Source organism: Parabacteroides hominis (genome assembly GCF_014287585.1).
Taxonomy (GTDB): Bacteria; Bacteroidota; Bacteroidia; order Bacteroidales; family Tannerellaceae; genus Parabacteroides; species Parabacteroides hominis.
Genome location: NZ_JACOOJ010000003.1, coordinates 157,800 through 179,748, shown reverse-complemented (window position 1 = coordinate 179,748; position 21,949 = coordinate 157,800). Strand labels below are relative to the sequence as shown.

The 21,949-nt window shown below is 47.8% G+C and carries 16 protein-coding genes; 8 read left to right on the top strand and 8 right to left on the bottom strand.

Going from position 1 to position 21,949, the window contains the following annotated elements; translation table 11 throughout:
• Window positions 1-119 precede the first annotated feature (119 nt).
• Window positions 120-3,347: a glycosyl hydrolase gene (locus tag H8S65_RS03040; RefSeq protein WP_186928489.1), complete on the bottom strand. Its 3,228-nt coding sequence runs from the start codon at window positions 3,345-3,347 to the stop codon at window positions 120-122.
• A 242-nt stretch (window positions 3,348-3,589) separates the two neighbouring features.
• Here H8S65_RS03040 and H8S65_RS03035 point away from each other — a divergent pair, with 242 nt between their 5' ends.
• From H8S65_RS03035 to H8S65_RS03015, 5 genes are all read left to right on the top strand, one after another.
• Window positions 3,590-5,113 (top strand): glycoside hydrolase family 10-like protein, encoded by a 1,524-nt coding sequence (locus H8S65_RS03035; RefSeq protein ID WP_186928488.1) that lies wholly within the window; start codon window positions 3,590-3,592, stop codon window positions 5,111-5,113.
• Between the two features lie 12 nt (window positions 5,114-5,125).
• Window positions 5,126-5,977, top strand: a complete 852-nt coding sequence (locus H8S65_RS03030; protein ID WP_186928487.1) for a helix-turn-helix domain-containing protein — start codon at window positions 5,126-5,128, stop codon at window positions 5,975-5,977.
• A gap of 127 nt (window positions 5,978-6,104) precedes the next feature.
• Window positions 6,105-7,025, top strand: coding sequence for a DUF5119 domain-containing protein (locus H8S65_RS03025; RefSeq protein ID WP_186928486.1), 921 nt, complete (start codon window positions 6,105-6,107; stop codon window positions 7,023-7,025).
• A gap of 54 nt (window positions 7,026-7,079) precedes the next feature.
• Complete coding sequence (locus tag H8S65_RS03020) at window positions 7,080-8,036, top strand: fimbrillin family protein (protein ID WP_186928485.1); 957 nt, start codon at window positions 7,080-7,082, stop codon at window positions 8,034-8,036.
• A 241-nt stretch (window positions 8,037-8,277) separates the two neighbouring features.
• The gene (locus H8S65_RS03015; protein WP_293731249.1) at window positions 8,278-9,114 is read left to right on the top strand and encodes a fimbrillin family protein; all 837 of its coding nucleotides are present in this window, start codon (window positions 8,278-8,280) and stop codon (window positions 9,112-9,114) included.
• Window positions 9,115-10,392: 1,278 nt separating this feature from the next.
• Here the strand turns inward: H8S65_RS03015 and H8S65_RS03010 are convergent.
• Together H8S65_RS03010 and H8S65_RS03005 are read right to left on the bottom strand one after the other, a co-directional pair.
• A complete protein-coding gene (locus tag H8S65_RS03010; RefSeq protein WP_186928483.1) occupies window positions 10,393-10,893 on the bottom strand; it encodes a DUF3868 domain-containing protein in 501 nt (166 codons plus the stop codon).
• A 7-nt stretch (window positions 10,894-10,900) separates the two neighbouring features.
• The gene (locus H8S65_RS03005; RefSeq protein WP_186928482.1) at window positions 10,901-11,458 is read right to left on the bottom strand and encodes a DUF3575 domain-containing protein; all 558 of its coding nucleotides are present in this window, start codon (window positions 11,456-11,458) and stop codon (window positions 10,901-10,903) included.
• A gap of 145 nt (window positions 11,459-11,603) precedes the next feature.
• Between H8S65_RS03005 and H8S65_RS03000 the strand changes: the two genes are divergently transcribed.
• Complete coding sequence (locus H8S65_RS03000; protein ID WP_186928481.1) at window positions 11,604-12,737, top strand: clostripain-related cysteine peptidase; 1,134 nt, start codon at window positions 11,604-11,606, stop codon at window positions 12,735-12,737.
• Here the strand turns inward: H8S65_RS03000 and H8S65_RS02995 are convergent.
• Together H8S65_RS02995 and H8S65_RS02990 are read right to left on the bottom strand one after the other, a co-directional pair.
• Window positions 12,709-12,891, bottom strand: coding sequence for a hypothetical protein (locus H8S65_RS02995; RefSeq protein WP_186928480.1), 183 nt, complete (start codon window positions 12,889-12,891; stop codon window positions 12,709-12,711). The genes H8S65_RS03000 and H8S65_RS02995 overlap by 29 nt on opposite strands.
• A 203-nt stretch (window positions 12,892-13,094) precedes the next feature.
• Complete coding sequence (locus tag H8S65_RS02990; protein WP_186928479.1) at window positions 13,095-15,452, bottom strand: lamin tail domain-containing protein; 2,358 nt, start codon at window positions 15,450-15,452, stop codon at window positions 13,095-13,097.
• 132 nt (window positions 15,453-15,584) lie between these two features.
• On the opposite strand from H8S65_RS02990, the gene H8S65_RS02985 reads away from it, so the two are divergent.
• Entirely contained in the window at window positions 15,585-16,595 is a 1,011-nt protein-coding gene (locus H8S65_RS02985) for an aspartate-semialdehyde dehydrogenase (protein WP_186928478.1), read from the top strand.
• A gap of 260 nt (window positions 16,596-16,855) precedes the next feature.
• Here the strand turns inward: H8S65_RS02985 and rfbD are convergent, their stop codons facing one another.
• The 3 genes from rfbD to H8S65_RS02970 all read right to left on the bottom strand — a co-directional run bounded on the left by rfbD (window position 16,856) and on the right by H8S65_RS02970 (window position 20,419).
• On the bottom strand, window positions 16,856-17,749 hold the full coding sequence (gene rfbD, locus H8S65_RS02980) for a dTDP-4-dehydrorhamnose reductase (protein ID WP_186928477.1): 894 nt from the start codon (window positions 17,747-17,749) through the stop codon (window positions 16,856-16,858).
• Window positions 17,749-18,969 (bottom strand): DcaP family trimeric outer membrane transporter, encoded by a 1,221-nt coding sequence (locus H8S65_RS02975; RefSeq protein WP_186928476.1) that lies wholly within the window; start codon window positions 18,967-18,969, stop codon window positions 17,749-17,751. Before H8S65_RS02975 ends, rfbD begins: the two co-directional genes overlap by 1 nt.
• Before the next feature lie 226 nt (window positions 18,970-19,195).
• Window positions 19,196-20,419, bottom strand: coding sequence for a DcaP family trimeric outer membrane transporter (locus H8S65_RS02970; RefSeq protein WP_186928475.1), 1,224 nt, complete (start codon window positions 20,417-20,419; stop codon window positions 19,196-19,198).
• Between the two features lie 156 nt (window positions 20,420-20,575).
• Between H8S65_RS02970 and H8S65_RS02965 the strand changes: the two genes are divergently transcribed.
• Window positions 20,576-21,940, top strand: coding sequence for a TrpB-like pyridoxal phosphate-dependent enzyme (locus H8S65_RS02965; protein WP_186928474.1), 1,365 nt, complete (start codon window positions 20,576-20,578; stop codon window positions 21,938-21,940).
• Window positions 21,941-21,949 lie beyond the last annotated feature (9 nt).

Genomic DNA, 21,949 nt, shown 5'->3' with positions numbered 1-21,949 from the left:
CCTGACATATAGGCACGGATCACACATACATGTGACCCGTGCCCAATATAAACAACGCAAAGGTAAAAAAGGATTGCCGTTTTGCCAAGTAAACGACTGACATTCACATTCGGAAACAATCAATTCACACTTTCTATACAAACGGGACCGATCAGGCCGGATTTCTGCAACGTATCGGTAGGTTTCCAGCTATTGCAGGGTGTCCAGGTTTTCCGTTCGGACTCCGGCAAACTGCTATCGCCGATCAAACGGTTCATCCAAGTGGTAACGACCTCTATTTCGACTTTATTCTTCCCTTTCCGAACCCAATCCGTGACATTTACCCGGTAGGGAGGCGTCCAGACACCCCCGGCATACCGGCCGTTGATCTTCACTTTTGCCATTACACCGACATCGTTCAGATTCAGATACAATTCACCCTCCGGTTTCTTTTTCAACTCAAATTCCGTTTCATACCAAATCGTACCGGAGTAATAGCGGATATCGGGGTTCTCGTTCTTGCTGATATCTTCCAAGCAGGCAAAGGTCTGGCTTGCCGGGCCTCTTCTCTTTTTCTCAAAGGATACTTTCCAGGGGGCATCCAGGCGAACAAGCGTCTGCGGAACCGGGTAGTTCAGTTGCAATCCCGTTCCCGCAACCTTTACGGCTGGTCGGCGGAACACGACAAAAGCACTTTCATAAGGATACAACTTCAAAGGAACGACTGTCCCCGCAGCTGTCTCTTCATAAGCCAGGAGCGTACGAATACGACCGGTTGTCGCATCCCACAACTCCGGTTGCCTTGAACGGACACGAAATTCCGGACTGATCTCGATCGTCTCGTCTTCCTGGTTGGAGACAAAATAGATCTCGGCATCCCCGGCAGAACGGTGTCCGTAGAGAACCGGAGCATCCGCCGGCAATCCGCAGTCCGGTACGCAACCGATATGCTTCAAGGCCTCTTCCATTGTCATGCCAAACAACAATTCGCCTTTCCCCCTTTTGACAGCCTTCACGTTCCGCCCGTCCAGGCCGGACCATAATTCGTCTGCCAACCTCTTAACCTGCCTGTCGGCCGTCGGGAAAGATTCGCCACTCGGCGAACGTTTCGGAGCAGGCCCTAAGACAACTGCCCCGTCTTCGATCAGTTTCCCGATCTTGGCAAGCAGTTCGGGGCGCATGGTTTCGAGCTTCGGGAGTACCAGTATCCGGTATTGCGTGCCGTGAGGCAACGTCAACAAACCGTCTTTGACAAAGAGGTCGCGTTCGATCACCTCGGCATTGATATAGTCGAACTGGTAGCCTTTCGGCAGTTCCGGTTCTACGATACCGGTCATCTTGGGGGCATCTTCGCCGATGAAATAAGCGACATCGGCAATATTCAAACCTTGTTGCAACATGTAGTTGACACGTTTCAGATAGGATGTAAACAAATCCATCTGCGGATACCAGGTGTTCAACCGGTTGAACTCGCTGCTGAACCAAGCGTTCATCCCCGGCTCCCGTTCTTCCGAAGGTTGCGAGATATAGACATGCAACAACGTATTATTGATTCCTTCCGTAAAGAAACGGTCGCCACGCTGTTTCATCATGGCAGGATAGCAACTGAAAGGCGTCCCGCCACTGGTGAAAGATTCGGCCGAAATCTTCCGCTTTCCATAAATATGTCCGCAGGAAGAGGCGGCACGGTTCTCGATATTCCCCAAATCGCCAAAGCTCCAGAACTCGCCTCCTATCTCGTCCGACTGTCCGCCGTATTGCAGGAACTCACCGGGGAACCCCCAATGTCCGTAGTTTTCCAACCAGGTCGTCAAGCCGTATTTATGACAAACATCCCGTAAGCCACCGACATAGTCGTATGCAACCTTATCCGCAATCAGACGGCGCAGATCCCAAAGGAAACGGTCGGACTGATCCTCGCTCTTGACCACATATCCTTCATAGACGGGAAGGAACGGTAACGGATCATAGCCGTAACGCGTCTGGAATTCCGACAAGAAATCGTCGGTAAAGTTCTGTCCGCCTGTCTCGTAGCTGTCTTGCACGACTACTTTCCAGCAGGCACGGTCTTCTGCCGGAATACGACGGTATATTTCGCCCATGAAAGCCTCGAAGTGCGCCTCCACATGCTTGCGGCTCATCTTATCTATCTCCAGCCCGGTCGCTTCGGGATCGGCCGGGCTGTTTGTCACGCCTGTCGGGAGCATACCGGTACGCAGGATCGTCCATTCTACCGCCGGAGCATTCCAGACAAGGCGGTCTCCTTGCAAGAAAGCAGAAATATCCAATACTTCCCCCGGATCGATCACCATAGAGGGATCACCCGTTTCCGGTTGTACCGGCCATTGGTATTCATGCCAATAAGGAAGCGGAGTCTGAAACATCTTGGCTAATGTCTTTTCGGGATAACGTTCCACAGCAGGAAGGGAAGAGAATTCCACCTCTCCCAATCCCGTACCGGAAGCCGTGTTTGCCAGTTCCAGCCGGAACTCACTTGCCGTCGTTGCCGGGACGGAGATAACGACCGGAGCATACGGATCAAAGCCGACATTCAAATTCGCATTGAAACGGTCGATCTTAAACTCGGACAGCATCCTGTAGTCCCCGTTCTCTTTCACCAATAAGCGTGCATTGGTTTGAATCGGCTGACGGGCGGGGAAGATTTGCAAACTGCGTAAAGTAAACGGTTCGTCCGCCTTGAAATCGATCGCCACCGGCTTTTCGCTCTTTTCCGTAAAAAGCATTACTGTCTCCTTATCCCCATCAATCAAGCGGTTCAGATTTTGCAAAGACATAGCAGATGTCACTTTGGTATTTGCAGCCGACAACCGGGTCACATTCTTTTCGACAGAGGGAAAAGCGATCACCTTTACATCCTGAAAGTCCTTATCCGGCTTCGCCAAAATCACCTCGACCTGTTTGCCTCCGCTGACTTCCGCCTTTACCGACGCCAGATAACGCATCGCCTGTTCCGGTTTCACCCACGGCCCGCCCGACTGGCTCCATCCGGGAGAATTAAAGATACCGATCTCTATTCCCAACTCCGTTGCTGTCTTAAGGGCTGTGTGCAGTATCTTCCACCATTCCCCACTGCCAAACGGCACGGTCTTATAAGGCGTATGAATCCCTTCCAACCCGATATTCCCGATAAAAGCCCGGTTGATCCCGGCTTCTTTCATCGAATACAGATCCTTCTTCACGCCTTCTTCCGAGATATTCCCGGAGATCCAATACCAATAGACGGAAGTTTGTACCTTTTCAGCCGGATTCACAAAGCCGGATTCAAGCACGTTTATATCCTGGGCACTCCCCGTAAAAGGAGCCAATAGCGAAAGGCAAAGCAATGTTTTAAGCAGAGGTTTTCTCATGGTCTGTTCTTTTAAGATTCCAGCGGTAAAAGTAGCAAGATTATCTTTCACTTCTGTTTTCCATATTGATTTATATCTTTTCAAAAATGCTTTTTCAAACAAGTTTCTATCAAGTATTATTCCCCAAACCATTGTTTCTAACACAAAAAGAGATAGAGACTTTTAAACTTTTATTATCTTTGTGTCGGATTGTACAAAGTATATAGGACAACAAACAAAAGAATCTCAAACTCACAGACTTCATGATGGCAAAATACCTCCGTCTGCTACTGATCTTGCTGCTTGGTGCAGTAACGTCATGTAAGACGACACGACAAATACCGCAGCAACCGACTGGGAAAGAGGCGAAACGGGAATTTCGCGGGGCTTGGATACAGACGGCTTTCCAGGGAGAATATAAGGATATGACACCCGCACAAATGCGGAAAGACTTCATCCGCAAGCTCGACTATCTGCAAAAATGCGGGATCAACGCGATCATCTTCCAGGTACGCCCGGAAGCCGACGCTTTCTATAAATCGGACATCGAGCCTTGGAGCCGTTTCTACACCGGCAGGCAGGGACTCGCCCCGGCGGGGGACTTCGACGTGATGGCTTTCCTGATCGAAGAATGCCACAAACGGAATATGGAATTCCACGCCTGGCTGAATCCTTACCGGGCAAGCACAGCCGGGAATACCCGTTTTGCCGATTCACATATATATAACAAGCATCCGGAATGGTTCGTGACCTACAACAAGCAAATCCTGTTTGACCCAGGATTACCGGAAAGCCGGCAGTTCATCTGCCGCGTGGTACGGGATATCGTAAGCCGTTACGATGTAGACGCGATCCACATGGACGACTATTTCTACCCCTATCCGGTTGCGGGCATGCCTTTCCCGGACGACAAAAGTTTCCAAAAATACGGCTTGAACAAAGGATATAAAGCATCACAGCGTGCAGACTGGCGAAGGGAGAATGTGAACACGTTGATTCGTGAGATCAAGCGCACCATCCTCTTATCCAAACCGTGGGTCCGTTTCGGCATCAGTCCGTTCGGCATCTACCGCAACAAGAAAAGCACGCCCGACGGTTCAGGCAGCAACACCAACGGATTGCAAAACTACGACGACCTGTATGCAGACGTGACACGCTGGGTAAAAGAGGGTTGGATAGACTATAACATCCCACAGATATATTGGGAAATCGGACATCCGGCAGCCGACTATATCACACTGGTCAAATGGTGGAACAAAAACGCCAATGGCGGACACCTGTATATCGGCCAGGACGTGGCCCGCACCATGAAAGCCGGAGAACTGACCCGCAAGATGCGCTACGAACGCGCACTTTCCCATATCAGCGGAAATTGTTTCTGGCCTGCAAACGAAATACTCTGGAACAACAAAGGTGTGGCCGACAGCCTGAAACGGAACTACCACCGCTATCCGGCATTGATCCCGGCCTATACCCATCTGCACAACCGGGCTCCGAAAGAGGTCAAGAAGCTGAAAACCGAATGGACAGCCCAAGGTTATATGTTGCACTGGCAGGCGGAACAAAGCAAGACCAATCCCGAATTGGCAAGCTATTTCGTCATTTACCGCTTCGAAAATAAGGAACCGGTCAATCTGGACGACCCTTCGAAGATCGTAGCGATCACACGCGAGACGAACTACCTGCTGCCCTACGACGACGGGAAGCGCAAATACCGTTATGTAGTCACCGCCGTAGACCGTTTCCATAATGAAAATCAAGGTAAAAGCAAAAAGGTTAAACTCTAAACACAGCCACGGATGTCTGATTTTATCTGTCAGAAATATACAGACTGTTCTTCTTGCTCACATTATCAGAAGCAACTGTTCAAATACCGTTCCTACCCGAAGGGGATGAAGATCCCGAAGGAACGGTGTTCGCAGAATACGATCTATTTCCTGGTAAGCGGCAAGGTGCAGGTCGACAGTGAGGAACATCCCGGCACGATATTCCACGACGGACAGTTCATCATGCAGCCGATCGGCTCACGCGTGGAGTTCCGCATACTTGAACCGGCAGAATGCATCCTCTACCTGTTCGAAACCCCGCAGATCATTTGTACCGACCGCTTCAACAAAGGGCTGGAACTGGCGAAAGAGTCTCCTTTGCTTCCCATCGTCATGGACATGTGTTTTCCACTGCGCCTTTTCATCAACGGACTGAAGATGTACCTCAACAATGACCTTCGCTGCTTCGAATTACTCAAAGCCAAACAGACGGAGTTGTATTTTCTGCTCAACTGCTATTATACGCTTAAAGAGATTGCCGGTTTTTATGCACCTATATATAGGTATAGCAAAACATTCCGCTATTTCGTCGTGCAGAATTACCTGAAAGTAAAAGACGTAGACTCTTTTGCGCAATTAGGAGGATACAGCACTCCCACCTTCCGCCGGCTTTTCAAAGATACATTCGGGGAACCCGCCTACCAGTGGATGCTCAAGAAGAAATCCGAGGACATACAAAACGACCTGATCACCACCAACCTGAGTATTTCCGAAATCTGCTACAAGTACGGTTTCGAATCCCTTTCCAACTTTTCCCACTTCTGCCGGGCCAATTTCGGCAAGTCTCCGCGTGCAATCCGCAACGAAAGAGACGAAAATTCATAATAATCAACAAACATTGTAGGTTTTGCAACTTTTTGATTAAAAAAAACAATTTTGCCCGTCTGTAATTCCTCTACATTTGCACCATAACAGTAAGGGAGTATTGGTAATCAATACTTATTTAGTAAAAATGAATATTCAGAATTGTTTAAAAACAGGGATCGTCTTTAGTATTTGTTGCATCATAACCACGCTAATAAAATGCAGCAAAGAAAAGACACCGGATCTGGAACAGCAGGGCCATGTGCAATATTCCTTCAAATGGGAAAAGCTACTGAAAGGATATCCGGTTCCGGAACAAGTGCGGTACTGTTTTTATCCGACCGACGGCGGCTCGGTCATCCAGATGGATGACGATGCAAACGGCATGAATTTCACATTGCCGCCTGCCCGGTACAAACTTTTGGTGTTCAACTGTGATGCAGCCGATATCGCTTTCAGAAATACGAACAAGTTCGAAACGGCAGAAGCGTATATCCAGATAACGAAAGCGGCTGATAAACTTCAATCCGGCCAGATTCCTTTATATGGAATTGCCGTAGAGGAGTTGGAAATAAAAAGGGGAGAAAACGAGTTAGTCGAATTTGCTCCCGAACCATTAGTCCGCAACCTCTCCATACGGATCAAGGTAGACGGAGTTGAAAATATGGTAAGCTGTAAAGGGACTATCAGTGGAATGTCGACCTCGATCAACCTGAGCAAACAGGAGATCACAACAGAAACACTGACAGACCTGACATTCGAAACCACTCCTTCGGAGGAAGGAGTTCAGGCAAACATTCTGATGCTGGGAAAACCTAAAGAAAAAGGAGAAGAGCCACCTGTAGACCCCGGACAACCGGACACTCCCACTCATGAGGTAACATTAGACTTTACCTTATCCGATGGCAGCAACAGTTCTTCCACGATCGACTTAGGAACATCCATCGAGGAAACCGAAGGGCACGACATCGATGTAGCCATAGATGCCACCGTCGTCCCCGGTTCCGCTTTCACAGTCAAAATCAATAGCTGGGAAGTTGCCTCCGGAGACAGCTTAATCATCGAATAAACAAATAAATAATAAGTAATTATAGGGTAAATAACAATTAAAAAAAGGAATATTATGAAAAGTTTAGCATTAAGCATGCTTGCTATAGCAAGCATGGCAGCTATGAGTAGCTGCTCAAGTGAAAATGATCCGGTTGATGAAATCGACAAAGGGAAAGATCCTATTGCAATTTCTTTTGGGCAGAATATTGCAATCTATACAAAAGCGCCTTTCACAGAGAATGCATTAGCTACAGGTAGCAAAATAGGTCTCTGGGCTACTGAATATACAGAGAGTAGTGCTTGGGCAGCAACAAATAAATGTGATAATAAGCAACTAAATGTAACTGCAGGTGGAATAACATTTGAAGGAGAAAATGTGTATTATTCTAAAGTTCCAAATACAATGTATGATTTCTATGCTTATGCACCATTAGCAGAAGCAGGAAATGGTCTAACAGTAAATGCTGCAAGTGCGGGTACTGCCCCTACTATTGGAATAACTTTGGGAGCAACTCCTGATGCACAAACCGATTTAATGTATGCGACCCCTTTAACTGGAAAAACAGCACAATCAGATGCATATAATCTTGTATTCAATCATGCTTTAGCTCAAGTAAAATTTACGATATACAAGGATGCAAATGCAACTCTTTCATCTTTAACTGCAATATCTGTAAATACAAAAAGCACAAGCACGATGAGCCTAATAGATGGATCATTTACTTCAGCTACGGGTGAATTAGCAATGACCCCTCTAACATCATCAGAAACTGCAGTCACAATTGGTTCAGATGAAAGTAGCAAAACCTCAGCAGGTAAAGCAATCATGGTTATTCCAGAAGAAAATGTTATAGGGGAGGTTACATTTACTATAGATGGTGATAACTATACTTTCACACCACAAGATGTTACACTTGAAAAAGGTAAAATTACGACTATTGATGTAAAGGTTACAGCTACAGGACTAAGCTTTACACAAAGTGTTACAACATGGGAGGATCAAGGTAATCATGGCACTGGAGAAATTTAATAATTAAAATAAAGACACTTTAAAAGCAAACTTCTCCCTGCACTTGATGTGAGGCCACATAAGATCTCAGAAACCAAATAAGGTCTGTTCCTATGTAATCCTATGTCAAGCGTGGGGAGAAGAAGTTATTTTTGATCACCCCATCCCTCTTACAAATCAATTACAACACATGCAAATCATCAAATACACATTTTGGTTATTATTTCTTATATTATCTGGTTGTAATGAAACAGATGTGCCAGTGTTGGAAACGACGCCATCGCAAGCCATCCACTTTTCCACCCGCATCCAAACCCTTACCACCAAATCCATCATCACCGAAACCACCCTTCCCGACAACTCCCAAATCGGGATCTTCTCTTGGGGACACCATAAAAACGAAGGGAGTGCAAACACCACCCTCCGCAAAGACCTGGCAAACACGCTCTATACCAAAGAAGCCGGCAACGACGAATTAGTAGCATCCGTAGACGGACATTATCCGATCAATCCGGACACCCTACTGAACTTCTATGCCTACTATCCTTATATATCATCAGCCACCAATACGCCCGGAAGCATTCCGTTCGATCTAAGCAAACAAGAAGATATCATGTGGTCCACTCCCGTATTGAACCGGAGTAAAGCTACAAACGAAGAGACGGTCAACCTCTCCTTCAACCACCTCCTCTCGGCTATCACCATCAAATTCCAGAAAGCCGACGACATCAAAGAAGATATGATTTTAGAAAGCATCTCTTTAGCCAATTACTCCCCGACTTTACAACTCGATATTCAAACGGGCAAGCTGACGCAGGCGGTTTCCACTGCGACCTACACATTTATCAAGGATTTAAATACTCCTGTCGTCCCGGCACAACAGACAATCGTTACCGATTATTTGCTCTTCCCGGTTACCAAACCCGTCTTTATCGTCCGTATGAGTGGGAAAGATTATACCATCGAATCCTCCAAAGCATTCGAACCCGGCAAGAAACAAACTTACGAATTCACCCTGCAAGCAAAAGACATCCATCTCTCCGGCAGCATCAACCCCTGGGTAGACGGTGGCTCAAGCAACGAAACAGTTTATTTTTAAACAAAAACAGATCGATTCTTGGCTGCTTTGAATCATTTACAGTTTCAAACCTTGGCGGATTTGAACCAGAAATGATGATTTACCGGTGTATAATATGGATGGCGTGCCGTAGGCTCTCTTTTGCCGTCTGCTTCAGCAGACGGATAGATGATTATTCCGGCTTTGCCGGTTCCTCTGTGGGTTTTTAAACCCTTTAAATATAATAATATGAAAAGGGCCTGAAGTCCACAGAGGAAGAGGCTTTGCCTCTAAATCTTTTAAACCGTCTGCTGAAGCAGACGGCAAAAGAGAGCCTGCGGCATAAGGCACAGCTTTGTCTGTTAGCTCATATACAAATCATTATTTGTGGTTCAAATCTTCTTAGATTATCCTCTAAATACCCCCTGGTTGTTTTATTTAATTAGGGTTCACACTGTCCGGGAAACTCTATAGATCAGCATGTTGCTGTGAACCCTGTGAATGCAGGATAAAAAAAGGCGGGATCGATCGATAGGATTGGATGATCGTAAACCGGTTTCACAGCCTTCACAGCCTTCACAACAAATCGCTGGCCATTAGCCTTTTACCGCAGTGAACCCTGTTTTCTGTTTTTGTCATATAAGGGATCGGATTGGTTCCTGTCCCGTAAAATATAGGTTATAGGCTAAAAAATACAGCCTTTAGCCTGTCCGGGAAAAGCCTATAGGGCAGCAGGAAAAAGGTAGGCATCTATCCGGCAACCGATGCCTGTCTTTTCGGGAAGCGACAGGCATCTATAGGAACAACTTCACATACGAGGTTTGAGTCTGATAGACGCAGATTAAAATAAATAAACAGGATTTCTTGACGCGGATTTCGCGGATAACGCGGATTAAACACCTGATACATATTTCTTATCCGCGTTATTCGCGAAATCCGCGTCAAAATTATATTTGCGTCCATCAGACTCATATTTTAGCAGATTTGAATCAGAAATGATGATTTACCGGTGTATAGGATGGCGTGCCGTAGGCTCTCTTTTGCCGTCTGCTTCAGCAGACGGACAGATGATTGTTCCGGCTTTGCCGGTTCCTATGTGGGTTTTAACCCCTTTAAATATAATCCATAAAGGGGCTAAAGCCCACAAGGGAAGAGGCTTAGCCTCCAGACCTTTTAAACCGTCTGCTGAAGCAGACGGCAAAAAAGAGTCTGCGGCATAAGGCGCAGCTTTGTCTGTTAGCTCACTGATAAATCATTATTTGTGGTTCAAATTTTCTTACATTTGCACATCCCTCCCCGTCGAAAGGTGAAGTCTCCTGTTTATTCTAACAGATGATCCGTCAAAACATTTATATAAACCTTTTGCGTAACGCCATCATAGTTTTTAAGCTCACCGACCAGCACAAGCTCCGCGCCCTTCATCCAGGACTCGAAAGGGATTGCTTTCCGATAGGTTACCTCGCGGAGTAAAGCCGGTTGATTTTTCATAACCAGATAAGCCCCGCCATCAGCAACAGCTTTTCCTTTAAAGGCAAGTGTCCGTTCGTACATCTTTTGCTTATTGGCTCCGTTCACAACGATCGGTTGAAGCATCAGCGAGTCGCGCCCTTCGCGGAGCATCAGTGCAATTGCCAAGCTCTGGTGACGGCCTACGGACAATCCGGACAAGTCGATTTGCACGTTCAACATCAAGTTATCCCCCTGTTGTTCGATACTATTTTCTCGTACATGCACCATTCCCTGATAATCGGACAGAAGTTCCTGAGCATGGCTGAACAAGGCGGTAAAAAGGAAAAACAGGAGATATGGAATTGTTCTCATAAGGCTCTTATTTAATGATATACATGATACTTACCCCTAACTTGGTAGGTCCGAAATAGTTGTTACGATAAGTGCCCGCCGCCTCTTGGTTAGCCGGGAAAGGCGTTTTGTCATATTCGAAACGGACATATCCGACTCCGGCTGTAAACTCGATATTCCAATGAGGCGAAAGATACAACTGGTAGCCATACGAAATGCCGCCCCCATAGGCATTGCCATCATAAGCATAACCGGACTTCATCACATTCAGAAGTGCCTTGCCCGCCACATCATAATCGGCATACAAGGCATGAACGCCGAAGAAATGCCCGTTAAACCGTTCGTGCAGCCAGTAGCGCAACTCCGGTTGCACGAGCCAGTGCTTAATGGATTTATCGTCCGAGAAAGTCCAGGGATTGTAATTGCCCGAAATATCCAGTGAAAAATGTTTATTGAATGCGACTTCTGCTCCTAAGTTGAAAGTCGTCGTCGCGTCATACAACACATTCGTCTTCACGCCAACCACCTGCGACCGGGCACAGAAAGCGCAACACAGGCTGATAAGGACAAGATAGATTCTGTTCATCGACATTTTATTGATTTACATGATGAATTAGGAAACAAAGATATGCAAAATCTATATGCATATAAACAGAATTGAGGGTAAATGCATCTCGCGGACAGATTAATTCCTTATCTTTGCCACCAGAAACATTTAGTATTGGGGGTATATGAAATTTAAACTTATCACTCTGTTTATAATCCTTTGTTTAGGATTGGCAAGTTGTTCCGAAAACGAGACTCCGGAGCCCCGGATAACCCGTACCGTTTTAGTCTATATGATGGCAAATAACAGCCTCGACAGTTTTGCTTCCAAAAATATAGAAAGCATGGTAGAAGGAGCGACCGGCAAAAACCTCAACGGAGGGAACCTGATCGTTTATTATGCCCCTGTCGGTTCGGACCCTAAACTTCTTCAGATAAAAGAAGAAAACGGCGTTGTCAAGAAATTCCACCTGAAGGACTATGAAAAGCAGAATTCGGCAGATCCGGACGTGATGCGGAGCGTGATCGGCGAAGTGGTTTCACAATATCCGGCAGACAGCTACGGGTTGGTGTTATGGAGCCACGGGACTGCCTGGCTTCCTTCCGATTACCAGAACAAGCTGAAAGCGTTCGGGCAGGACGGCAACAACTGGATGGAGATCGACGACCTGGCAAAGGGATTGCCGGACAACGTATTTAATTTTATCTTGTTCGATGCCTGCTACATGGCAAGTGTCGAATGCGCTTACGAGCTTAGAAACAAAGCGGAATATATCTTGGCTTCCCCCACCGAAACACTGGCGGACGGATGGCCTTATGCAGAGATGATGCCGCAACTGTTCGCTACCGACCTGCAACTGGAAAAGGTAGGCGAAACATTCTACAACTATTATCTGAACGATTCCTATCCGTATGCCACCGTCTCGCTTACGAAAACAAGCGAACTGGATAATCTGAAAAGCGTAACACATGATATCTTGGCAGATAAGACCGAAAGCGATATCTACAGCCTCGATCTTAAGAAGATGCAAAGGCTGGAATACCTGTATCGCAGCCCTGGGATGTTGTATGATATGGCAGACTATATCAAGCAGTTGGCTACAGACGAGCAATACGACAATTTCATCAGCTGCCTGGATAAAGCGGTTGTCTACAAAGCACATACTCCTAAATCCTATTATTACTACGGCACACCCCAGCAGGCATTACCGGTGGACAGCTATTGCGGCCTGACCGTTTTCGTCCCGCAAGAATCCCTGCCTAAAATGCTCGAATGGTATAAACAAAGGGTTAGCTGGTATAAGGCGGTTTATGAATAGCAGTCATTACCTTGATCTTCTCTTGTCTTTTTACCGAATAAGACTTGCGCTCTTCTTTATTCATTTTCCTGACCAACAAGAATTCATCATACATTTCCTGAGTCGGAAACAGATCTCTATGTTGTTGCAAGAATTTTAATTCATCTTCTTCCATAACGTGTTCTCCTTTTTCAATTCATTATACCAATCTAAAACTGTACCAATTTGTCTCATCACAGCATCAAGATCCTCTTTTGAAGGATTACAATTTATTTAGGTAATGCTTCATGCTTATAGAAGATATGACAAAGATAAAGAATCAAGAAATCTTCCACAAGCATAAAGCCATTTATTAATCAACTACTTATTGACAGTTTATCACCGGATCAGGAAAGCCTTCTTAAAGCGTTTCACGACACCTTCGGGGTGATATACTTCAGCATAAAAGATATAGACGCCTGTTTGTAGCGGGCTTCCGTTGCTGGCAATGCCGCTCCAGGTAATTTCGCCGGACGTTCCTAATAACTCATGATTGGCTATCTCGGCTACACGCAGGCCGGAGGTATTGAAAACGAGAGCACGGCAGTTATATCCCGGACGGTCGAGCAGATAGGAAATGGTATAGCTGCCGGATTCTTCTATCCAGACAGGAGGCTCTATCCCCGTAGCTCCTCCCGACGAAACATTTTTATATTGGGAGTTTTGATAACCGGGTGTGCCGTAACCTGCCGTTTCCGAAGCAGAGGTCCAGTTTGCCGGGTTTTGTGTAGCGGCATCCGGGTCGATACGTTCAAGGGCGACTCCTTTTTGACTTTTGACAGAGTGGGCGTGCCATTTCGAAGAATAGGCGACTTCGTCTATTACTGTTTCATCCGCCGCACGGAATAATACCAAAGTAGAGGATGTATTGGCAAGAATCGGAAGTTTGGCCAACTCGCAAAGAGCGGTCGGATCGGCTATATAGTAGAAAGAAGCAACGCCTTCCAGGTTCTTGGTCAAGAGGAGGTAGCTTTTTGCTTTCAGATGATGCGGGATAGAAGCCAAAGGATACCGGGTGCTGAGTGTTCCATCCGATTTACGGATGGCGACAGAGAGGGCGGACAAAGACAAGGGGTGATCCGAACGGTTATACAATTCGATATATTCGCTGCCTCCGGCATACGGGTCGGGGAGCAACTCATTAATAATGATCTCTCCGGGCTGGACGGGATCAGCGGTTACCGGAATGTCGGGATCAGCCGGATTATCCGGGACATCGGGCTCGTCAGGATCTACCGGCGGTTCTTCCTCATTACCCGGAGAGGAATTAACCGAGCCGGGCGTTCCTCCACGGGGATCAACGCTGAGATGCCAGCCGGAAGCGGAACGTTCCCAGGATTTGCCTGGACTGGCTTTGGCATAGGTTACTTTGTCAGCCACTTTTCCCGAAGCATCCCATAATTGCAGTTCTTTACCTGCATTAGCCAATTGCGAAGGGAAATTATCCATCGGGACAGCTATGCCTCCGCCATCAATCTTTATCTCTCTACCCGAACGATATAAAACTAAATAACTTGCAGCAGGAACGCTTACACTTCCGATCGTTTTCGGCTTTTCCTTTCCATATATAAGCTGCCAACCTTTAAGCGACAGTTCCTTTCCTGAAGCATTAAACAGCTCTATGTATTCAGTTTTCTCCAAATCTTTCAGTCCATTAGGATCAGCCATTATTTCATTGATTAAGACTGTGCCCGAATTATCCGGCTCTTGACTTTCCTTCCCATAAGCAGACACAAACGTTGTATCGCCTTTACATTCACCGCCCGACTTGTTAAATATACCGGAATAAGACAGAGTATAGGTCTTGCCCTTCAACATGGCTTCATTCCATGCGGTTTTCAGCACCTTTTCGTCTTCTGAGATATAAACCTCATCGGCATCGCCTTTCTCTGATAAAGATATTTGGTATTGGGCAGGATCTACGGGATCGTCGAACACCATCAGAAGTTCTGTCGCACTCTCTTGCTCCAAATCTTGCAAAGAAAAAGTTTTTACCTCTTCATCAGATGGTCCAGGCTCTTCTTCCGGCTCTATCGGAGTTGGAGTGACATGGTCTGAAATAATGATATTATCAAAAGAAGTAATCATATTATCCATCGATGCAGCCTGATACCGGCATTGTAAATTCAAAACGCCACCTTTCCTGACTCCCAAAGAGACGACTTTGCATTCCCCCTCTTTATGAAAGCAACTTTCTGTGTCTAAACGTGTATATAAAACCAATTTAGAATTACTCTCTAAAGTCAATTTCACCCGAACGCTATTACTTCCCTTCGTTAAAATGCTGCCTCTCCCTTTTATTACCCTTTGTGGGTCAGAAGAAGAAGGCCATGAATACAAAGAGACATTTCCCTCATTATGGCCAACTTGTATAAAATAAGCGACATTTGTTGGTTCGCCGGTTGCGTAAACAAAAATTCTTACATGATTATTATTTGTCGGTTTATAAGAAAAAGAAACATCAAACATCCATTCCATACCGTCTACATTATATGAGATATCCAACTTGATCGTATGGATACCTTTAGCCCTTCGGCTTGCATCGAACTGCAACCGTCCGTCTTTCACAAAGAATCCGGCTGAATCTACACGCCAAGGATTAGCCGAATCGATCTCCGGCCCATCAAACGTCTCATTCACCTGTGAAGTCACACAAAAAGGAAGTAATACGAAGAGAAAAAGAATAAATTGTTTCATAGCCTTATAGTTTTGTTTATAATTTGTATATCTTTGCACCCCAAAGCGTTGTAACGGAGGAAGCGCAGTGCTTTCTGTACACGCTGTAAAGTTATACTATTTTTTTTATAAACAAATTAATTAGTGCTCAAAATGAAAGTAGCAATTGTTGGAGTGAGTGGAGCCGTAGGACAAGAGTTCCTGCGCGTACTCGACGAGAGAAACTTCCCGATGGATGAGCTTGTGCTTTTTGGCTCATCTCGCAGTGCCGGACGTGTTTATACTTTCCGTGGTAAACAGATTACCGTCAAGGAGCTTAAGCATAACGACGACTTTAAGGGAATCGATGTTGCTTTTGTTTCGGCCGGTGGCGGTACTTCTGTCGAATTTGCAGAAACCATTACGAAACATGGTACTGTGATGATCGACAATTCCAGCGCATTCCGCATGGACAACGACGTACCTTTGGTAGTTCCCGAAGTAAACCCGGAAGATGCACTGAATCGTCCGCGCGGCATCATTGCCAATCCGAACTGTACCACCATCCAGATGGTCGTTGCATTGAAGGCAATCGAAGGACTGTCGCACATCAAGCGTGTACACGTATCGACTTACCAGGCTGCCAGCGGTGCAGGCGCAACAGCTATGGCCGAACTGGTAAAACAATATGAACAACTGCTGAAAGGCGAAGAACCGACTGTCGAGAAGTTCGCTTATCAGTTAGCCTACAACGTCATTCCTCACGTAGACGTATTTACGGACAACGGCTACACGAAGGAAGAAATGAAGATGTATAACGAAACACGCAAGATCATGCATTCCGACATCGAAGTGAGTGCAACCTGCGTGCGTGTCCCGGTCATGCGTGCCCACAGCGAAGCGACTTGGGTCGAGACAGAACAGCCGGTCAGCGTAGAAGAAGCCCGCAAGGCTTTCGCTGAAGCCGAAGGTGTTATCCTGCAGGACGAACCGGCAAAGAAAGACTACCCGATGCCGTTGTTCATCGCCGGCAAAGATCCTGTTTACGTGGGTCGTATCCGTAAGGACATCACGAACCCGAACGGCTTGACTTTCTGGACAGTGAGCGACCAGATCAAGAAAGGCGCAGCCTTGAATGCCGTACAGATCGCAGAATATCTGTTGAAGGTAAAGAATATCGGATAAAAAGTTTTACCATTTTTCTATTATAGGGAAAGGGACGGTCTCCAACAGACCGTCCCTTTTCGCTTAAAACACCCTCCAAATCTCCTTGCCTTAGCACATCTATCTTTTATAATCGATAAAACTATGGCTATTTCATCTTTTATAATCGATAAAATATCAGCTAAACTACGTCTTTGTCGACCTCCGCTGGGCCGGAAAATCTTATCTGATGTATCAACAGATACAACATTTGTTGAAAGAAAGGCATCAGATAGAAGAAATCATTTAAGCCTCATTTCCTTTAGCCCTTCTTCCAGCGTATGCGGGCGATAGCCCAATTCGCGTTTCGCTTTCCCGATGGACAATCCGCTATTACGCGGACGCGGGGTTGCCTCCTTCATCTCTTCCGTCGTGACCGGACGGATCAGGGAACGATCGAGCCCGAAGTAATCGGCCACGCGGTAAGCTATTTCAGCAATAGACAGATGTTCCGCGCCGCAAATATGATAAATGCCGGTATTGCCGGTGTTCATCAGCCGTTCCACTCCGTCGGCGACATCCGCCACCCAGGTCGGCGTGCGATACTGGTCGGAGACGACACGGATTTCCTGTCCCGCCTCCAGACGGTTCTTGACCAGTTGCAGGATATTCCCGTGCTGCCCCGGCAACGCTTTTCCATAGACGACAACCACGCGGGCAATGGCATAGCTGCGGCATATATTCGCTACCGCCTGCTCTCCTTGATACTTGGTCACGCCATAGTAGTTGAGCGGGGCGGGCAAGTCTTCTTCGGTATAGAGACGGTCGCTTTTCCCGTCAAACACAAAATCCGTCGACAGATGGATGAAGCGGCTCCCCTGATGCTCGCAACAGTGCGCCAGGTTCTCTACCGCCGCCACATTGGTGGCATAGGCCTCTTCACGGTGCTGCTCGCAATAATCCGGGACGGAAAGAGCCGAACAATTGACGACGACATCCGGACAGACATGGTCGAACAAGACTTCTACCGCCGGATAGTCGTTGATATCCAACCGGACAAACGTATGGTTCCCTTCCGGCCGGATATCCGGATGGAAAGAACAACCGACCACTTCACAGGCATCATCAGCCGAAAGGTTATCCAGGATTCTCCGCCCCGTAAACCCGTTTGCTCCTATAATCAATATCTTTTTCATCAGAACGTATAGATCAGGACGCCCAGCACGCGGTGGTTTGTCACCGAATGGGTGTTCTCTATTTTACCATTTTCCGCATTCATATCGCCATACCAGGCAAGAGAGGGGCTGTATTCCACTCCCAACTTCCAGTGAGGCAAATTATAAGAGAGTTGGAGGTTGGTGGTAAACACCTGGTCGACATCCAGCCCGACACCGTATGTCGGCCCGGCGATCGCCTTTCCCGTCCCCAAGTTCTTCAGGTATCCGACAAAGATCCCCGGTTTCCATTTCTTGCCATAGACCACATTCAACCAGGTCATGGAATGGCGGTAAGGCGTATACTCCTGCTCTCCGGTACGCGGGTCGACCGAGGTAACGGCATAACCGCCCAGCATGCAGGCTTGCGTCAGGTTGGAAGCTAACAAGGTCTTACCGGCAATCAGCCAATCACGGGCCGTATATTTGGCATGCGCCTCGAAAGAGAGGGAGGTGACCCGCTCGTTCACTTTATACACCCGTTCGTCCACCGTCGTCTGCTGACGGGGCTTCAAGGAAAGCACTTCCATGCCGACGCCGGCAATCAACCCGTCCGCCTTATAATCAGCCGAAACGTAGACTTCCGGGATGCAACTGTTCTTGATATATTCCTCGCTCTTTCCGTTCGGGCCGGCAGACAGATATTGCAACTGCCACAACACGGCGCCCGTCAGTTGCAAGCCTTTGCCGGACGTGTAACGGTAACGGATCTGCGGGCTCCGGTTAAACGGCTGGAAAGGCGCACCGGTCGAAAGGTTCAGCATCTGCGGAAACACATCGCCGAAGAGCGGATGCCAGGTTTGTCCAACCAGCACCGCCGATTTCCCCCAATCCAGGTTGACGTATGCATGGCGGATGCGCAAGACCGCCCAGTTGCTCCCGGAGCCCCGGAAGTCAGCTTCCAACTTGGCGGTCGCCACGGCTTTCCCGATATCCGGCCCCTTCACGTCCACCCCCAGGCGGGAATAGAGCAGATAGAAACTGCCGTTTGCCGTGGCATTCAGGTCATTCCCGTCGGCATCCGGGTTCTTGTCTTTCGGGTAAAGATGAAACAAGCCGTCCACAATCTCGGCATTGGCGCGGGAGTTATAAAACAGATCGCCACGCACCTGTCCATAGAAGGTATAAGAGAAATTCTTTTTCTGAGCATAGCCGGCCATCGCCATACAGAGGGCGGCAAGGAGTAGTAAGTATCTTTTCATTTCTTGTCCGTTCAAATAGACCGCAAAGGTAAGCAAGTTTAAGATTACTACAAAGCCCGGAGAGAGAAGGATAAGCATGAAGGGTATTTCCCATGCTTATGAGAAAGTATTCCCATGCCGATGAGAATTTTTTCCCAAGCTGCTGAGAATAAATTCTCACTGGCATGAGAATCTTTTCTCACCGCTTCGGAAAAGAGTGAGAATTTCGAACGAAAAAATCGTAGCCCTAAAAGTAATACATCACAAGTCCCAATATACGATGGTTCGTGACGCTATGCGTATTCACGACCTTGCCGGAAGCCCTGTCCGTATCACCGTACCAGGCTGTCGTCGGCATATATTCCACACCGATCTGCCAATGAGGCAAGTTGTAGGAGAAGGCGATATTGGTAGAGAAGACCTGGTCGATATCCAACCCCATGCCGTACTTGGTGGCAGAAGCCAATGCATCGGTCGTCCCTAAGTTCTTGGTGTAACCGGCAAAGAAATGCCCTTTCCACTTCGTCCCGTAGGTAAAATTGACCCAGGAAGTGGAATGGCGGAAAGGCGTATATTCCTGTTCGCCGTTATCGGGGTTGATGGAACTGATGCCATAGCCGCCGATCAACGCCGTATGGTCCAGGCAGGAAGCCATCAGGCTCTTGGCGGCAAAAGCGAAATTACGCCCGGTATATTTGACATGGGCCTCGTAGGAAAGCGTCGTCATGCGCTCGTTCACCTTATAAGTCTTTTCGTTCCAAAGGGAAGACGTACGGGGTTTCAGGGAGATCAGATGCACGCCGCCACCTGCCAGCCAGCCGTCGGCGGAGGCATAATCGGCTCCGACATAGAACTCCGGCACGCAACTGTTCTTGATATATTCCTCGCTCATTCCGTTCGGGCCGCTCGAAAGGTATTGCAATTGCCAAAGGGCGGAAGCCGTCAGCTTCACTTTCCCGGCCTTGTACTGGTAACGTATCTGCGGTTCGCGGTTGAACGGCTGGAAAGGGGCGCCGGTAGAGAGATTCAGGATATCCGGGCAGACACTCCCGAACAAAGGATGCCAGGTTTGCCCGATCAGGACCTGGCTCTTTTCCCAATCCAACGCCACATAGGCTTGCCGGATGCGCAACATCGTCGTGCTGGACGAAAAACCTCCGAAGTCGACTTCGATCTTTGCGGAAGAACGGGCCGTGCCGATATTCGGACCGGTCACATCCACTCCGAGGCGCGAAGTAAAGGTATAGAAACTGCCGTTGGGACCGGCATTCAGGTCTTTGCCGTCCGCATCCGGCTTCTTGTCGAGCGGGTACAGGTAGAAATTACCGTCCACGGGCGCCATATTGGCACGCGTATTATAGAAGAGGTCTCCGCGGACAAAGCCGTAGAATTTGTAAGTGAAGTTCTTCTTCTGTGCTGTCGCCTGAAACGTCATGCAGATGCCGGCCAGCAGTAATATCAGCTTTTTCATTCTTATAGTTTGTTATCTGTTTAGCAGAGTTGAGCCGCAAAGATATATATTTTCCTGTATTTCATTTGAAGAACGAAATATTATTTGTTACTTTGCTTCCAAGTTGTAAGCCTTAAAGGCCAAATCGATTAATAATGTAAACTACATAACAACATCATGGAAAGTAAGAAATTTTTATTGCAGGAGAAAGATATTCCTACAGCCTGGTACAATATCGTGGCAGATATGAAGAATAAGCCGCTTCCTCCGCTCAACCCCAAAACAAAGGAACCGCTCAAGCCGGAAGATCTTTACCCCTTGTTCGCCAAAGGATTGGTCGACCAGGAAGTAAACCAGACGGATGCCTGGATCGAGATACCGGAAGAAGTTCGCGAAATGTACAAAATCTGGCGCCCGACACCGCTGGTTCGTGCCTACGGACTTGAAAAGGCGCTCGACACGCCGGCCCACATCTACTTCAAGAACGAAAGCGTCAGCCCGGTCGGCTCGCATAAGCTGAATTCCGCCATCCCGCAGGCTTATTTCTGCAAGAAGGAAGGCATCACCAATATCACGACCGAAACAGGCGCCGGACAATGGGGAGCTTCCATGGCTATGGCTGCCAAGCATTTCGGACTGGAACTGGCTGTCTACATGGTAAAAGTCAGCTACAACCAGAAACCCTATCGCCGCTCTATCATGCAGACATTCGGGGCCGAAGTGATCGCCTCGCCGAGTATGAGTACGCGTGCAGGCCGCGACATCATCACCAAGCATCCGAATTACCAGGGAAGCTTAGGTACAGCTATCTCCGAGGCTGTCGAACTGGCGATGCAGACTCCTAACTGCAAGTATGTATTGGGCAGCGTGCTGAACCATGTGATGCTTCACCAGACGGTGATCGGCCTGGAAGCCGAAAAGCAGATGGAGATGGCCGGAGAATATCCGGACGTGGTGATCGCTTGCTTCGGAGGCGGTTCGAACTTCTCCGGTATCGCATTCCCGTTCCTGCGCCACAAACTGACACAAGGAAAAGACCTCCGCGTCGTTGCGGCAGAACCGGCTTCCTGCCCGAAGCTGACACGCGGACAATTCCAATACGATTTCGGCGATGAAGCCGGCTACACGCCGCTCCTGCCGATGTTCACCTTGGGACATAACTTCGCACCGGCCAATATCCATGCCGGCGGTCTGCGTTACCACGGTGCAGGCTCTATCGTCAGCCAACTGAAAAAGGATGGTTTGATGGATGCCGTAGATATCCAGCAGCTTGAAACATTCAAAGCTGCTACGCTGTTCGCTCAGAGCGAAGGCATCATACCGGCCCCCGAATCCTCCCACGCAATCGCTGCCGCTATCCGCGAAGCAGAACAGGCCAAGATCGAAGGCAAACCGCGCACGATCCTGTTCAACCTCTCCGGCCACGGCCTGATCGACATGGCCGCTTACGACCAGTATCTGGCAGGCGATCTGACAAACTACGAAGTCACGGATGCAGACGTGGAAAAGAATCTTTCGGAGATCGAGAAGATCATCAAGTAAAGACGAGAC

Excerpts from the sequence above, each read along its gene's own strand:
- H8S65_RS03040 (WP_186928489.1), bottom strand. The coding sequence starts at position 3,347 with ATGAGAAAACCTCTGCTTAAAACATTGCTTTGCCTTTCGCTATTGGCT.
- H8S65_RS03035 (WP_186928488.1), top strand. The coding sequence starts at position 3,590 with ATGATGGCAAAATACCTCCGTCTGCTACTGATCTTGCTGCTTGGTGCA.
- H8S65_RS03030 (WP_186928487.1), top strand. The coding sequence starts at position 5,126 with ATGTCTGATTTTATCTGTCAGAAATATACAGACTGTTCTTCTTGCTCA.
- H8S65_RS03025 (WP_186928486.1), top strand. The coding sequence starts at position 6,105 with ATGAATATTCAGAATTGTTTAAAAACAGGGATCGTCTTTAGTATTTGT.
- H8S65_RS03020 (WP_186928485.1), top strand. The coding sequence starts at position 7,080 with ATGAAAAGTTTAGCATTAAGCATGCTTGCTATAGCAAGCATGGCAGCT.
- H8S65_RS03010 (WP_186928483.1), bottom strand. The coding sequence starts at position 10,893 with ATGAGAACAATTCCATATCTCCTGTTTTTCCTTTTTACCGCCTTGTTC.
- H8S65_RS03005 (WP_186928482.1), bottom strand. The coding sequence starts at position 11,458 with ATGAACAGAATCTATCTTGTCCTTATCAGCCTGTGTTGCGCTTTCTGT.
- H8S65_RS03000 (WP_186928481.1), top strand. The coding sequence starts at position 11,604 with ATGAAATTTAAACTTATCACTCTGTTTATAATCCTTTGTTTAGGATTG.
- H8S65_RS02995 (WP_186928480.1), bottom strand. The coding sequence starts at position 12,891 with ATGGAAGAAGATGAATTAAAATTCTTGCAACAACATAGAGATCTGTTT.
- H8S65_RS02990 (WP_186928479.1), bottom strand. The coding sequence starts at position 15,452 with ATGAAACAATTTATTCTTTTTCTCTTCGTATTACTTCCTTTTTGTGTG.
- H8S65_RS02985 (WP_186928478.1), top strand. The coding sequence starts at position 15,585 with ATGAAAGTAGCAATTGTTGGAGTGAGTGGAGCCGTAGGACAAGAGTTC.
- rfbD (WP_186928477.1), bottom strand. The coding sequence starts at position 17,749 with ATGAAAAAGATATTGATTATAGGAGCAAACGGGTTTACGGGGCGGAGA.
- H8S65_RS02975 (WP_186928476.1), bottom strand. The coding sequence starts at position 18,969 with ATGAAAAGATACTTACTACTCCTTGCCGCCCTCTGTATGGCGATGGCC.
- H8S65_RS02970 (WP_186928475.1), bottom strand. The coding sequence starts at position 20,419 with ATGAAAAAGCTGATATTACTGCTGGCCGGCATCTGCATGACGTTTCAG.
- H8S65_RS02965 (WP_186928474.1), top strand. The coding sequence starts at position 20,576 with ATGGAAAGTAAGAAATTTTTATTGCAGGAGAAAGATATTCCTACAGCC.